Here is a 13,309-nt window from a genome sequence, read left to right on the forward strand (position 1 = left end):
GCCCGGGTGCGCGTCACTTCGCGCCGCGCGCGTCGATGTCCGGCGTCACCGCTGAGCCGGCCCGCGAGGAGTTGTCCGTCGCCGCGCCGTAGGCCATCACTCGATTGCGACCGGCATCCTTCGCGCGATACAGCGCCTGGTCGGCGGCGTCGACGAGTGCGCGGCTGGTCGCGAACGCCACGTCCTGCGCCGTTGCTGCTCCGGCACTCACCGTCAGCACGTGATGCGTGCTGGCCACGTGGCGGCATTGCAGCGCCTGCACCGCCGCGCGGATCTGCTCGGCGATCCGCTGCGCGCCCGTCGCATCCGTGTCCGGCAGCAGCACCGCGAACTCCTCGCCGCCGAAGCGGGCGGCCGTGTCGCCCGGACGCCGCGCGTTCTGCGCGATGCAGCGCGCGACGCCAATCAGCGCTTCGTCGCCGGCCGAATGACCGTACAGGTCGTTGAAGCCCTTGAAGTTGTCGACATCGATCAGCAGCAGCGACAGCGGCCTGCCGTTGCGCTGTGCGCGTCGCCATTCGTCGTTCACGTGCTCCTCGAAGGTGCGGCGGTTGTTCAGGCCGGTCAGCCCGTCCGTGCGCGCCAGTTCGCGCAGCTCTTCCTCGGCCGCGCGGCGCAGACGCAACTGGCGTGAGAACAGGATCGCGAGCGCGATGATCGTCACGTCGAGCGCGACGATCAGCGTGCCGATGACCCATGCGCGCCGCCGCCATTGGACGTAGATGTCGCGCGTGGACAGCGCGACGTCGAGGATCAGCGGAAAGCCGTCGATATGGCGGAACGCGTACCAGCGCTCGACACGGTCGATCGCCGCGGTGCCGAAGAAGTCGCCGCTCGGCTGCTTGACGAAGCGCGAGAAGTTGGCCGTGCCGGTCAGGTTGATGCCGATCGTTTTCGGGTCGTAAGGACGGCGCATCAGCATCGTGCCGTCGCTGAGCATCAATGCCATCGAGCCGCTCGGCCCGAGCTTCATGCCGTCGAACAGCCGATGGAAATACGTGAGCCGCAGCGTGCCGACCACCACGCCGCCGAAGCTGCCGTCCGGCCTCGAGATGCGCCGGCTCAGCGCGATGCGCTGGTCCTCGTCGGTGCCGTTCCGGCTGAACGGGCGGCTGATGTACAGCCCGACGTCGGGCGAAGCGCGCTGTGTCTTGAAGTAGTCGCGGTCGGCATGACTCTGTTCGCGCGGCGGCCACGCGCGTGAATCGAAACGCACGTTGCCGTTTTCGTCGAGCACGAATACCGAGCCGATGTCCTGTGCGCTTATCGAGCCGTCGAACAGCACCATCTGGCGGATCGCCGGCGGCAGATCGAGGACGCCCGGCTGCTTCAGTCCGTCGATCACCGCGCGCAGCGACAGGTCATAGATCTCGAGATTGCGCGACACGTCGCGCTGGACCAGCAGGGATATGTTGGCGATGGAGTCTTGCGCGCGGCGCAACGCATCTTCGCGCATCTGTGCGAGCAGCGACACGGCGATCGCGAGGATCGCGCCGGCCAGCAAGACGCTGATGGCAATCACGTTGTTCGGTCCGCGCGTCGACATGCGTTTTGATTTTTTGGCTTGCGCTGAAGGTGGCGCGTGAAGAGGCGGCCGCGTCCCGGCAGTACCGTTAATTACGCGACCTACGAAAGCGTTAGCGTAGCAGACGTGGCGCATCGGCAAACGTTTGCATAGACGGATCTTCGCCTGAATGGGCAAAATCGGCGCGCCAGAAGGCCCGTCCGACGGGGAGTTGCGCCCGATCGCTGGATTATCCTGGCGTCGTCGGATTAGTTGGATAGCCAAATGGGAATTGGCTGGATAGTTGGCCTCGTCACTTGTATTGAATCGAGGCTGTCACGTTCGAACGTTGCGTGCCGCCAGACTGCTCTCCCAGTTGTGTAGCCAATCGCTACCCGCGAAAGCCTGGCGGCTCGCTGTTTTCGATAAGGCCGGGCTGTCAGTGAAAGATGGAATCGCTAGTCACCGGATTGCGGTGAGGGTCGCGTACGGCTGTTTTGTGAGGAGGAGGATCGAACTCCCGACCTTCGCATTGCGAACACGAACAAGCCCCTAGTTTATTTAAATAGATCCGCACCCTAAAAATTGTAAAGTTCTTGTTTTTCAATAATTTATAGCAATGCCGACCCTTTATAGGGGTTGATCCCCATGCCTTCTCCATGACATAATCGGGTTACATGACGGTTACACGAGACTGCGAGCTTACAAGCGAGGGATTCAGTGGCGAAGATAAATTTCACTGTGGCGCGCGTAGAAGCTCATCGCTGCGCCGAAGGAAAGTCACAGTCCTTTCTCTGGGACAGCAAGACTCCCGGGTTGGGTCTGCGTGCGACAGCGGGCGGCGCCAAAGCTTTCATTTTTCAGGGTAAGGTGCACGGCTCGACGGTGCGTATCACGATCGGGGACGTGAGAGTGAAGACGATCGCCGAGGCGCAGGCGCGCGCGCGCGCCCTCCAAAGCCTCATCGACAATGGCAAGGATCCGCGGGAGGAAGCTGCTAACAGGAAGGTAGAACACCAAGCTAGTCAGCTCGCCAAGCGCCGCCAGGAGGTGACCGTCGGCGAAGCGTGGGAACATTACCTTGAGCATCTGCGTACGAAGATTTCACCCAAAACGAAGAAGCCGAGGTCCGAACGATACATCGTCGACCATATCAACCTATCCTCGCCCGGTGGCGGTATAGCCAAACGCGGCGGCAAAGAAAAAGTACGCGGCCCGTTGGCACCGCTGATGCCGCAAAAGTTGTCCGAAATTACGGCGACGAACATGGCAGACTGGCTTGAGCTTGAAATAGCCCGAGGGCCGACGAACGCGGCTCATGCGTTTGGTCTGTTCAAGGCATTCATTCGGTGGTGTGACACGCATGAGACGTACGCGGGCGCTGTTTCCCATGACGCGTACGCGTCGCCAAAGGTCAAAGGGATTCTCCCTCGGAGCGTCGCGAAGGATGATTGCCTGCAGCGCGAGCAGCTGGCTGTGTGGTTTGCCGCCGTGCGTGAGATCGCGAATCCTGTCATCAGTGCATACCTGCAAGGCCTTCTGATCACAGGCGCTCGCCGTGAAGAGCTCGCCGCATTGCGCTGGGAAGATGTGGACTTCCGCTGGCGCAGCCTGACCATGAACGACAAGGTCGAGGGCACTGGCGGACGCACCATTCCGCTTACTCCGTTTTTGATGGATTTATTGTTGGGGCTGAAACAACTGAACGAAACGCCACCCAACAAACGCCAAGCCGCGCGTTTCGCAGATCGCGGCGAGCAGTGGGCGCCGTCCCAGTGGGTGTTTGCGAGTAAAACTGCATCCGATGGGAAGATTGCCGAACCGCGGCATGCGCACAACCGCGCGTTGGCCTCAACAGGTTTGCCGCACCTTTCACTGCACGGCTTGCGCCGATCCTTTGGCACGCTATCTGAGTGGGTCGAGGTTCCCGTCGGCGTTGTCGCCCAAATCCAGGGCCATAAGCCGTCGGCCATCGCCGAAAAGCACTATCGACGCCGTCCGCTCGATCTGCTCAGGATGTGGCATGACAAGATCGAAGCGTGGATGCTTGATCAGGCTGGAATCAAGTTCACAGTCACCTGAAAGGAGTGCGACATGCGTGGACGCAAATCAGGCCAAGCACGACAAGGAACCGAGTCGGATCGACCAGATGAGGTGAATCCGCGAAACCGTCCCCAATACAATGCAGACATGGAAGTGCTGGGACGGCTTTCTCCCGCAGCGCTCGCCCGCTGGCCCACGGTAGCTAAACAACTCACCGACGCTGGCGTGCTGGGTTCCGTTGACGCTCGTTCCATCGCTCGCTACTGTGAGGCGTTCGCTCAATGGTGCAACTTGGCTGATGAGCTCGCGAAAATGCTGATTGAGTTCGGAATGAATTCAAGCCGACGAATGCGGGAGGTTTCCGCCGTTCCTCAAAATCCCACGCCGCTCGCCACGGCTGCTCCGACGATATTCGAGAATCGACGGACACCTAACGCGATAATGCGCCGTGTGGAGGTCGAAAGGGAAACTGGTCTGTCTCGCTCGACCATATATCAGCGCGTGAAGGCCGGTATGGATCCGGAGCAAGCAGCGATCATCGCCCGCGAGCTGTACGCGATTTATGCTCATTCGGTACTGGGGGGCGTTTACAAGCCCGTGGACTATGGGGACTTCGAGACGCTTCGTCTTAAGGCGAGATTGGCGCGAGCCTCGAAAGAAGCGATGACCAACGAGCTACGCGCGGGGCTCGCAAAGGAGGCCGACCAGGAGAAGCATTGGCGGGCTGAAAGGGAACGGATCAACGCTGAGAGAAGGCGGCGAGGGTTCATTAATTGCAGGCCACCCCATGCCCAACGACCTATCGTCTTATGCGCTACCTAGACGGCGGCCGGGAGCGCGCCTTAGCGTTCCGACGGCCTTGGTGAGGGGGATTTGACATGGGAAATGCACTACCTCACGTCGACCCGTCGACAGCCTGCCTATCGCCGGCCCAGACCGCCTCTTCCGCGACGATCAATAGCGCCTGTGCCTGGTGGGCGTTGAACTGGCCCGTGAGATGCAAGCGCTGGCTGACCGTGACCGCGTGCGGGCCGAGCAGCGCAGCGATGGCATCCGTGACCTTCGACTTGCCGACGCCTTTCTCGCCGCGGATAGCAACCGCAACCCCCGGCTTGTCACCGGGAAACTGGAACAGATGTGCGTACCAGCGGATCAGGTAGTCGCTAGCCCGCTCGTCGCCGCGGCAGAGGTTCTGCTTAATGTGCGTCAGCAGCAGGCCGCACTTCAGGGCGGCTTCCTCGAGGCTCATGTCGACGTAGGGCTGCACGGCCCATCCGCGGAAAAGGTTGTAGGTGCCTTGAGGATTGCCGCCGGCCGGGGCGAACTCCACACCAGTGTAAGTGCGGCGCTCCGGGTGTTTGAGGCACACGTTCGCAACCGGCTGGCTTTTGGTATCGCCGTTCGCCATCGGAACGTCGATGGCCTGATTCGCCAGCAGCAATTTGAAAGCATCAGGCTTCAGGAAGTTCACGGGCGATGACGCTTCGTCGAGCACGACAGCAGAGCCACCGACCATGGCCAGCGCAAAACGCTCATTCAGTCTGGCGACAGCGTCATCCATTGCTGTCGGCGTGCGCGGCGTCGCCGTCGTACGCTCCTTCAGGCGGGTCCAGTAGCGGTCACCCTGCTCGCGGCCTTGGCCGCCATGGGGCCAGTCGGCCATGATCTCAACGATGGGTTCATGGGCGAAGCCTCGCGCCACCAGCATGCCGTAGAGGCTCATGTCCATGGCACTGCCAGTTGTGTCGATCAAGCCCTCGGTGCCGCCATTCCAGCGCGCGCGCAGCTTGCCGTCGCTCTTCAGCAGTGCCTCGAAGCGTTCCGGCTGCTTCGCCATATCAACATCGGAAGGCACCGCCGTCATTGGGCGACTGCGGGGAGTGCCCGAAGATTCGCCCAACGCCAGCAGGTGCTCAAGCTGCTCGAACGGATAAGTGCGATCGCTCCTGTGGAGGAGGCGGCTCATGCGCGGTTGCTGCGGATAACCCTTTTTTAGTTTCGCCGCGGTCGGCCAGTTGAGCGTGCCGGGCAGGCGCATGATGCGGCCGCAGTCGTACGTGCCAGGACCTTCGAACTTTGCGCCCACCCGCGCGTTGATGGCATGGTATTCGTCATAGTCGCCGTCAGCGAATATCGGAAATTCGACGGCCAGTTCGAAGAAGGCCTGAAGGCCGTTGCCCGAATCGATCACGAAGGACGCAACGGGCGCGAGCTTGGCGGCACACGTCGTCAGCAGGTGGTTGCGCGCCGCCCGATAGCTGCCATAAGCCCGGATGTCCGGATCGCAATCCGCCCAGACATAACGGGCGGCCGCGATCTCGTGCTTGCTCGGCTTCTTGTCGCGCACGGTGGCCCGATTGGGCAACCAGTATATGTTCCGCCGCTTTGCATTCCATTCGCACGCATGGCTGACGACTTCGTCCGCGGTGTCGCAGGTGCACGCGACGAGCGGGCGACCCGCGTCAGTCGAATCGATGCCGAGCACGAGGAGCGGCAGCCCGATCAACGAGACGAATTCGCGAATCTGCACCTCATCGGCGCTCAGTCCGACCCGACAGTCCTTGTCGTCTCCGCTATGGTCCACGACAGCCAATTCGACCGGACCGCCGTCGCTGGCCGGTTCACCGGACGGTTCGGCCGTCAATGCACCATCGAGCAGTTGCTGATCGGTCATTACGCGCCCTCCGTCAGGCGCGCGAACGCGTCGGCGGGCCACAACAGGCGACCGTTCGCCAGTTTCACAGGGCGCACACCGAAGTAGGAGCCGGTCTGGCAATAGCGCTTGCGGATCGATTGAGGCAACAGCCCGAGCTGCGCCGCGAAGTCCTCGGTCGGCTGCATCGGCACGATCTTGGGTTGCGCGCCAGTCTTATCGGGCGCGGCGGCAGCGGCGGTCGCCGTTTTAGCGGCCATCGGCACCTTCTTGGGTCGCGTGTCCGTCGTATCCGGCGCGGCGGCGGTCGCAATCGCCGTCTCGGCAGCCATCGGCACCTTCTTGTGTCGCGTGCCCTTCGTATCGGGCGCGGCAGCGGTGACGATCGCCGTCTTGGCGGCCATCGGATGGTGCTTGCGTTGCTTCGTCATCAGACCTCCTCTAAGCATGGGACGAGATACGCGTCGCATGCGTTGGAGGCATCCAATCACCTGCCAATACCTCCGGCTCGCAGCGAATCGCGTGCGAGGATCTTGGAAGGACTTCGATCGACAAACAATGAAACGGCGCTTAGCGGGCCTTAGCGGACCTAGCGGCCCTCCGGCGGCGCTTGGCGGGCGTTGGCCGGGTATTAGCCGGATTCTTGCGCCACATTGCCGTTACTTCTCGCGTCCATCCGGTCCATGCGCTTTTTCAGCGCCTTTTGGGATAAAAACTTGAAGCCCGTCTCCGTATCCGCTTGACATTTGATCTCGCCGTCTGCATAGCCAATAATCGGCGGGGGAGGGTCAGGGGTCTGCGCAAGCCGCACGAGCACCTCGTAGACTGACGTCGCGCTGTTCGGATCGGGCGCCGCGAGCCTCGCTTTTTTGATTATTGGGGTCAGGGCGTCGGATCGCGTCCGAATATCGGTCAATCGTTTCGGCTCCGAGGTGGACGTCTTTTTCTGTCGCCGATCGGTGGCGAATGCCGCCAGGAGCCCGTCGATGCGATCGTCATAGGGAAGGCCGGCCGCCCGAGCGACATCCCGCCATTTCGCGGCAGTGCGCCTTACGGTCGGCTTGTCCCGCTCCAGTCGGTCGAACCATTCAAGCAGATGCGCATGATGGTCCATCATCGATGTGTCGACGACGCCGGCCAGTGGGTCCGATGTGCCGTCGTTGCGATGGCCGGAGTCGGGGTTGCAACCGCATAGCCATAAGGCAGCCTCACGCGCGAAAAGTATCCTTTCCGGCTTCAACCAAGTTTCCGGATCGAGTGATTCGTAGAACCACTTCAGGCGCGCCTCGTCTGTATAGTCCGGCCGTGGCTCAAACCATCCGGGCACATTATTCGCGCGGCTCTCGTCGAGGTCGATGAGTTCCGGACAGGAAACACACACCAGTTCGCGCCCACCTGAGGCACCAGGCAACAAAGCCGCGTTACTGCCGCAGACCGGGCAGCGATAGTTATTGCGAGCGTTTTGCTCCACGTGGTACCACCTGAATATCGATTGAGGTATGGGAAGGTACCGGATTCTATCCTGTGGGATGCCACCCGCCTGCGATCAACGGGATTGCCGGTATCGGCTCGTGCCCGCTCCTTCAGTTAATAAGCACGAACCAATGGGGCTGCTTTGGACGTTCCGAAAATTTAACGTTGCTTGCTGACGGCGAGTGATGAACTCTTATAAACGGCGGCGTGCGGGCCAGCGGATCCCTGCGTAGTCGAGCAACGCCGCCCTGAGGGCACTTCCGGCCAAAGCGATTCTCGAGCCTGGCCCCAACGGCGAAAAGGCAATCGCGACGGCTGCATTCAAACGTCGCTACTCAATCAGGCGCATCTGCCCACGCGCCTCCAGTCGTTGCTGATCGGACGCCGCCGCTCGCCTGCGCTTGCGGGGTCCTTGTCGCAGGCATTCCACAAGCACCAGTCTCGCCTCGCCCTCGGTACAGGCGAGACCGTCGGGCCGGCTCGTGCCCAGCCCATTGCGATCGACCGTCCTGCGCCTGTCGATGCCCAACCGTACGATCACACGATCATCGGGCAGTTAAACTCTTAACCAGAAATCGCGTGTGATCAATGCGGTGACGCACAAAGGAACGATAGGGACTGCGGGCGGACGTGGCTCAAGCAGCCAAGTTATGCGAAGACTACTTCAATTCAGTCGAAACCTTCCGTCTTAGAGTCGACGGCAAAAAGGTTGCTGCTTGAGCCCGACATCGCCAAGGCCCAGTCGTGGTCGAAACGCGTGGCTGAACGGTTTGCCGGCAACAAACGCAGAGGAACGTTTTCCTTTGCGTTAGGCGAAGACTTGCGGCGGTCATCTTGCCGATTGCGGAAATCGCGACCTCTGACGATAGTTGCGTCTACAAGTAAGGACGTAGATTTAAATGGCCGGGATGCGGTTACACCGTGGTTACACGATGCATAGAAACAGAAACGGGTTACAGGCAAATCACCTGTAACCCTTTGATATTCTTGGTGGAGAGGAAGGGGATCGAACCCTCGACCTTCGCATTGCGAACGCGACGCTCTCCCAGCTGAGCTACCCCCCCAACGAAAATAATTCTAGCACAGCCATTTTCCCTTTTGCCAAGCCTCCAGCCTCGGGAAAACCTCATCTGGACGGCGCGCCCGCGAGCACCCATTCGACCACCGTGCGAATATCCGCATCGCTCATCGATTGATGGGCTGGCATCGGAATCATGCCCCATACACCGGCGCCGCCATCCTTCACTTTGCGCGCGAGCTTGGCGGGCGCCTGCGCGTCATCCTTATATTTCGCGGCGACCTGCTGGAACGACGGCCCGACCAACTTGCGATCCACCGCGTGACAGCCCATGCACGCATTCGCCGCGGCGACCTGCTGGCCGCGTAGCGCGGCCTCAGCCGCGCAAGCACCCGACGTGATCGTGCCCGCCATCGCGCCGAGCACCACCGCGAGCACGACACCCCCAAGCGTCACACCCGGCATCAAGGCACCGCCTTCGGATTACCCGGTCGCACCGCCGTCGACGAATTGACTGGCGCCGGCGCCTGTTGATCGAGCGGTCGCGCGCTCACCCCCGAATCGGGAATCGCGCCGACCGTCGGCTCACCAACCTCGGGCTGCGAGGCGGCCACCGGCGCCGTCGCGCTCGCGGCCGCAGCGGCCTCCGCTTCCTGCGGCTGGATGTACTGGAACACCTTGACGACCCGCACGACACCCGGCACGCGACTCGTGACATCGGCGCCGACCTTACCCTCATCCATCGTGACAAGGCCCATTAGATAAACGTTGCTGCGCTCGGCCACGACCTTGAAGTTGTTCGCCGAAATGTTCTTCTCGGCGATCAGCGCGGTCTTCACGCGCGTTTCGAGGTAGGTGTCGTTGGTGCGCGACGAGAACGAGCTCGCCGGCATGATCGCCAGTTCATTGACGATCGTATTCACGTTGTTCATGTTCCGCACGATGCTCTCGGCGCGCTGCTTCGACACCTCGCCCGCGACCTCGCCGGTCAGCAGCACGCGGCGGTTGAACACCGTGACGTTCACGTGCGCGGAGTCCGGCAGATTCTGGCTGATCTGCGACAGCGCCTTCACCTGAATCTCGCGATCCTCGGTCTGCGCGCCGAGCGTGCGACGGTCGGTCGCCATCAGCGCGCCGCCGCCCGCCGCGGCCCCGACGGCGAGAAAGCAGCCTTGCAGCGTGGCCGACAGCCCCGCCGCGAACCCGACCACGAGCACGGTTCTCACCAGTGTCTTCTTGATGCGGAATACGCTCATCAACTAGCTCTCCTTCGAAATCAGTCTCAGTCTTCGCCGAGCAACATGGCATCGATGCCGTCGCATAGGCAATGGATGGTCAGCAGGTGCACTTCCTGGATGCGCGCGGTGCGTTCGGACGGCACGCATACGTGGATGTCGGTGTCGCTCAGCACTTCCTGCGCGCGTCCGCCGCCCTTGCCGGTCAGCGCAACGACGATCATTTCGCGCTCATGCGCGGCTTCGATCGCGGCGAGCACGTTCGCGGAATTGCCGGATGTCGTGATTGCGAGCAACACGTCGCCGGGCTGACCGAGCGCCCAGACCTGTTTCGCGTAAATCTGTTCGAACGAATAGTCGTTGGCGATCGCGGTGAGCACGGAGGTGTCGGTGCTGAGCGCAATGGCAGGCAGACCTGGCCGCTCGCGCTCGAAGCGCCCGATCAGCTCGGCCGCGAAATGCTGCGCGTCGGCGGCCGAACCACCGTTGCCGCACGCAAGGATGCGATTGCCGTTGGCGAGCGCGGCGAACATCGTGTCGATCGCGGCGGCGATCGGCATCGAGAGGGTTTCGAGGGCTTCGAGTTTGACTGCCGCGCTGTCGCGGAAGTGTTGTTGGATGCGTTCGACTGACATCGAGTCTCTATCTTCTACCGCGAATGGACCGCACTGTGCGGCCGTGTTGTGAAGGCATACTGCCAAGCTGTGGCCGCCGATAAACTTGCGCTCGCGCGGCACGCGAGCGCAAGTTTATCGCACTCACGCGCGTTGTCCGCGCGGGCCGTCAGAGTTCGTCGGCGCGAAATGCATCGCGCAACCACACGAGCCTGCCGCTCTCGAACGCGACGACGTCGAAACGGCACGCGGGTTCATCGCGCGGGGCGCGGTTCGTCGCGGCGCGAGTTGCGAGATAGTGCCGCGCCGCTCGCACGATGCGCTGCCGCTTCTGCCAACCGATGCTCGCGGCAGCACCGCCGTAATGCCGCTGCGCACGCGCGCGAACTTCCACGAACACCAGCGCGCCGTCGCGATCACTCATCACGAGATCGATCTCGCCTCCCCGACACGTCACGTTGCTCGCGACGAAGCGCAGACGCTGGCGCTGCAAAAACTCTCGTGCGCGTGCTTCGAAAGCGGCGCCGACGGATTTGGACTGGTGCGCGCAGGAAAAGTTGTGGGCGGTTTTTGGCCTGACGTTGATGGACGTCTTTTGCGCAGTCTTCGGCGCGACCTGCTCGCGCAAGCCCACATGGCACAATGTCGGCCTCGTTCCGTCTGTTTGTGTCTTCCGTGTCATGACTCCTCTCTCCGAACTCGCGCAAGGGCAGCAGTACCCCGCCGCCGCGCTGTATGTGGTGGCCACGCCGATCGGCAACATCGCCGACATCACGCTGCGCGCGCTGCACGTACTCGGACTCGCGGATCGCATCGCCGCCGAGGACACCCGCAACACCGGTCAACTGCTCGCGCGCTACGGCATCTCGAAGCCGCTCGTTGCCGTGCATCAGCACAACGAGCGCGCCGCCGCGCAGCGCGTGATCGAGTATCTGCAGGCCGGCGAGCGTGTGGCATACGTGTCCGACGCGGGTACGCCGGGCATCTCGGACCCGGGGGGCAAGCTCGTCGATGCCGTGCGCGAGGCCGGCTTCGCGGTGGTCCCGCTGCCCGGCGCGAGCGCGCTCGCCACCGCGCTCAGCGCGACCGGCGACTGGGTCGCGACGTTCTCGTTCTTCGGCTTCCTGCCGCCGAAGCCGAAGGCGCGCGCCGCCGCCTTGCAGGCGCTCGCGCAGCACCCTCAAGCGATGGTGTTCTACGAAGCACCGCACCGGATCATCGAGACGGTGCAGGCGCTCGCCGATGCGTTCGGCGGCACGCGTCGTCTGCTGATCGCGCGAGAACTAACGAAGTTACACGAAGCGCTGCACCAGAGCACCCTGGCCGAAGGGCCAACGTGGCTTGCCGCCGATGCGAACCGGCAGCGGGGCGAATTCGTGCTGGTGGTCGAAGGCGCGTCGCCCGAAGAGGCCGGCGAGCACGATCACGACGCGCTGCTCGGCATCCTGCTCGAAGAATTGACGGTGAGCAGCGCCGCGAAGGTCGCGGCGGCGCTCACGGGCGCATCGCGCAACGCGCTGTACACCCGCGCGCTCGCGCTGAAGGAAGACAAGCCCGACACCTGAGGACAAAGCCGGGCGGGCAAAAGGCGGAAGAGAAAAAGAAAAGGGCCGCATGTCGCGGCCCTTCGCTTGTCTACAGACGGTTGGTTCAGCCGACGCGGCATCACCGCCGCCGTCACGTCACATCACTTGTTCGAATCCGAGTTCGACGCGAGCGTCTCGTTCAGCTCGGCACGCGCTTCCTGCTGCGTGAGCCCTTCGATCTTGACCCGCGCGGTGCCGCTGTGGCGCATGTCGAGCATGCCGGCGGCCGCCATCGACAGGTCGATCACGCGGCCGCGCGCGTACGGACCGCGGTCGTTGATCCGTACGATCACCGACCGCGAATTGGCCGGATTGGTCACGCGCACGTACGAGCCGAGCGGCAGCGTACGATGCGCGGCCGTCAGGGCGTGCATGTCGTAACGCTCGCCGTTGGCGGTGCGGCGGCCGTGGAAGAAGCGTCCGTACCACGACGCACGTCCAATCTGATGGAAGTCCGGAACGTCGACGCCGTCGTCGGTGAGCGGCTTCGCGTCAGCCAGCGATGGCGCAGGCGCGTCCGACGTGCTCGGGCTCGAGGCCGGCGCGCTACCGAACGATTGCGGTCCGAAAGAACTCAGGTGCATGTTCTTCGTACGTTGCGGCGTGTCGTTCGCGGACGTGTCGCTCGCACCCGGAGGCGTGGCGCAGCCGGCCAGTACAAAAAAGGCAAAAAGAGTCCCTAGACCACGGGATAGCCGAGTTTTCATAAGACGTGCAAACACATAGTCGAGCCGCGTCACCCGCGAAACTGCTGGGCATGTTGCTTGCGGCTCCGGCGGTAGGGACGACAACGCGCCGCGCGAAAAAGCGCAGTACGTCAAGGCCCGGATACGGCTCACTCAGCCGCTACCGCACGGTTAATTTTCACGTCTGGCGCAACCTGTCCCCGGCAGCCTGACCAGACCCCACATGCCGCCAATCGAACGTGGCAAACACGTTCTTGCGCGCGCAACTCAGCGCGCAGGAACGGCGGCGTAGGCCCCACCCAGCGTCACGGAGGTTAATTCCGTAGCAGGCGCGCGGCGCCTGGCTGGGCAAGACGTGTGCATCGAACGCATCGATACTTGATGGCCGTCGGCATTCCGACAGCCCTTACTTGAATAGCGAGCGGCATCTCCGTTTTGTGGGGATGCGTCGCCTTGTGGCTGCACAACTCTTGTGCATGGACTCTATTATACCCAAA

12 protein-coding genes and 1 tRNA gene are annotated in these 13,309 nt (G+C 62.7%); 3 read left to right on the plus strand and 10 right to left on the minus strand.

The genetic code is table 11. The features are described 5' to 3' along the window. Window positions 1-13 precede the first annotated feature (13 nt). The gene (locus AB3X86_RS03035) at window positions 14-1,546 is read right to left on the minus strand and encodes a diguanylate cyclase (RefSeq protein WP_368594867.1); all 1,533 of its coding nucleotides are present in this window, start codon (window positions 1,544-1,546) and stop codon (window positions 14-16) included. A 678-nt stretch (window positions 1,547-2,224) separates the two neighbouring features. On the opposite strand from AB3X86_RS03035, the gene AB3X86_RS03040 reads away from it, so the two are divergent. Together AB3X86_RS03040 and AB3X86_RS03045 are read left to right on the plus strand one after the other, a co-directional pair. Continuing rightward, the gene (locus AB3X86_RS03040; RefSeq protein ID WP_368594868.1) at window positions 2,225-3,586 is read left to right on the plus strand and encodes a tyrosine-type recombinase/integrase; all 1,362 of its coding nucleotides are present in this window, start codon (window positions 2,225-2,227) and stop codon (window positions 3,584-3,586) included. Between the two features lie 12 nt (window positions 3,587-3,598). Continuing rightward, window positions 3,599-4,369, plus strand: a complete 771-nt coding sequence (locus AB3X86_RS03045) for a P27 family phage terminase small subunit (protein ID WP_368594869.1) — start codon at window positions 3,599-3,601, stop codon at window positions 4,367-4,369. Between the two features lie 73 nt (window positions 4,370-4,442). Here AB3X86_RS03045 and AB3X86_RS03050 read toward each other — a convergent pair whose 3' ends face one another. From AB3X86_RS03050 to AB3X86_RS03085, 8 genes are all read right to left on the minus strand, one after another. Further along, window positions 4,443-6,221: a DUF5906 domain-containing protein gene (locus tag AB3X86_RS03050; RefSeq protein ID WP_368594870.1), complete on the minus strand. Its 1,779-nt coding sequence runs from the start codon at window positions 6,219-6,221 to the stop codon at window positions 4,443-4,445. Continuing rightward, on the minus strand, window positions 6,221-6,631 hold the full coding sequence (locus tag AB3X86_RS03055) for a hypothetical protein (protein ID WP_368594871.1): 411 nt from the start codon (window positions 6,629-6,631) through the stop codon (window positions 6,221-6,223). Before AB3X86_RS03055 ends, AB3X86_RS03050 begins: the two co-directional genes overlap by 1 nt. Window positions 6,632-6,831: 200 nt before the next feature. Further along, window positions 6,832-7,671, minus strand: a complete 840-nt coding sequence (locus AB3X86_RS03060; RefSeq protein ID WP_368594872.1) for a hypothetical protein — start codon at window positions 7,669-7,671, stop codon at window positions 6,832-6,834. Window positions 7,672-8,661: 990 nt separating this feature from the next. Continuing rightward, window positions 8,662-8,737, minus strand: a tRNA-Ala gene (locus AB3X86_RS03065). A gap of 62 nt (window positions 8,738-8,799) precedes the next feature. Next, a complete protein-coding gene (locus tag AB3X86_RS03070) occupies window positions 8,800-9,156 on the minus strand; it encodes a c-type cytochrome (protein ID WP_368594873.1) in 357 nt (118 codons plus the stop codon). Next, window positions 9,156-9,947, minus strand: coding sequence for a BON domain-containing protein (locus AB3X86_RS03075; RefSeq protein WP_368594874.1), 792 nt, complete (start codon window positions 9,945-9,947; stop codon window positions 9,156-9,158). The genes AB3X86_RS03070 and AB3X86_RS03075 overlap by 1 nt, the downstream gene beginning before the upstream one ends. Window positions 9,948-9,973: 26 nt before the next feature. Next, window positions 9,974-10,561, minus strand: coding sequence for a phosphoheptose isomerase (locus AB3X86_RS03080; RefSeq protein WP_176122307.1), 588 nt, complete (start codon window positions 10,559-10,561; stop codon window positions 9,974-9,976). A gap of 148 nt (window positions 10,562-10,709) precedes the next feature. Beyond that, a complete protein-coding gene (locus AB3X86_RS03085) occupies window positions 10,710-11,222 on the minus strand; it encodes a YraN family protein (protein WP_176109765.1) in 513 nt (170 codons plus the stop codon). On the opposite strand from AB3X86_RS03085, the gene rsmI reads away from it, so the two are divergent. Beyond that, window positions 11,221-12,105, plus strand: a complete 885-nt coding sequence (gene rsmI, locus AB3X86_RS03090; RefSeq protein ID WP_368594875.1) for a 16S rRNA (cytidine(1402)-2'-O)-methyltransferase — start codon at window positions 11,221-11,223, stop codon at window positions 12,103-12,105. The two genes, AB3X86_RS03085 and rsmI, sit on opposite strands and share 2 nt — an antisense overlap. 122 nt (window positions 12,106-12,227) lie before the next feature. On the opposite strand, the gene AB3X86_RS03095 is transcribed toward rsmI, so the two are convergent. Then, entirely contained in the window at window positions 12,228-12,833 is a 606-nt protein-coding gene (locus AB3X86_RS03095; protein ID WP_176122309.1) for a septal ring lytic transglycosylase RlpA family protein, read from the minus strand. Window positions 12,834-13,309: the final 476 nt, after the last annotated feature.

This window comes from Paraburkholderia sp. BR14374 (assembly GCF_040948685.1).
Taxonomy (GTDB): Bacteria; Pseudomonadota; Gammaproteobacteria; order Burkholderiales; family Burkholderiaceae; genus Paraburkholderia; species Paraburkholderia youngii.

Bases quoted from the DNA above. Each gene is read 5' to 3' on its own strand.
- AB3X86_RS03035 (WP_368594867.1), bottom strand. From the start codon at position 1,546: ATGTCGACGCGCGGACCGAACAACGTGATTGCCATCAGCGTCTTGCTG.
- AB3X86_RS03045 (WP_368594869.1), top strand. From the start codon at position 3,599: ATGCGTGGACGCAAATCAGGCCAAGCACGACAAGGAACCGAGTCGGAT.
- AB3X86_RS03050 (WP_368594870.1), bottom strand. From the start codon at position 6,221: ATGACCGATCAGCAACTGCTCGATGGTGCATTGACGGCCGAACCGTCC.
- AB3X86_RS03055 (WP_368594871.1), bottom strand. From the start codon at position 6,631: ATGACGAAGCAACGCAAGCACCATCCGATGGCCGCCAAGACGGCGATC.
- AB3X86_RS03070 (WP_368594873.1), bottom strand. From the start codon at position 9,156: ATGCCGGGTGTGACGCTTGGGGGTGTCGTGCTCGCGGTGGTGCTCGGC.
- AB3X86_RS03075 (WP_368594874.1), bottom strand. From the start codon at position 9,947: ATGAGCGTATTCCGCATCAAGAAGACACTGGTGAGAACCGTGCTCGTG.
- AB3X86_RS03080 (WP_176122307.1), bottom strand. From the start codon at position 10,561: ATGTCAGTCGAACGCATCCAACAACACTTCCGCGACAGCGCGGCAGTC.
- rsmI (WP_368594875.1), top strand. From the start codon at position 11,221: ATGACTCCTCTCTCCGAACTCGCGCAAGGGCAGCAGTACCCCGCCGCC.
- AB3X86_RS03085 (WP_176109765.1), bottom strand. From the start codon at position 11,222: ATGACACGGAAGACACAAACAGACGGAACGAGGCCGACATTGTGCCAT.
- AB3X86_RS03095 (WP_176122309.1), bottom strand. From the start codon at position 12,833: ATGAAAACTCGGCTATCCCGTGGTCTAGGGACTCTTTTTGCCTTTTTT.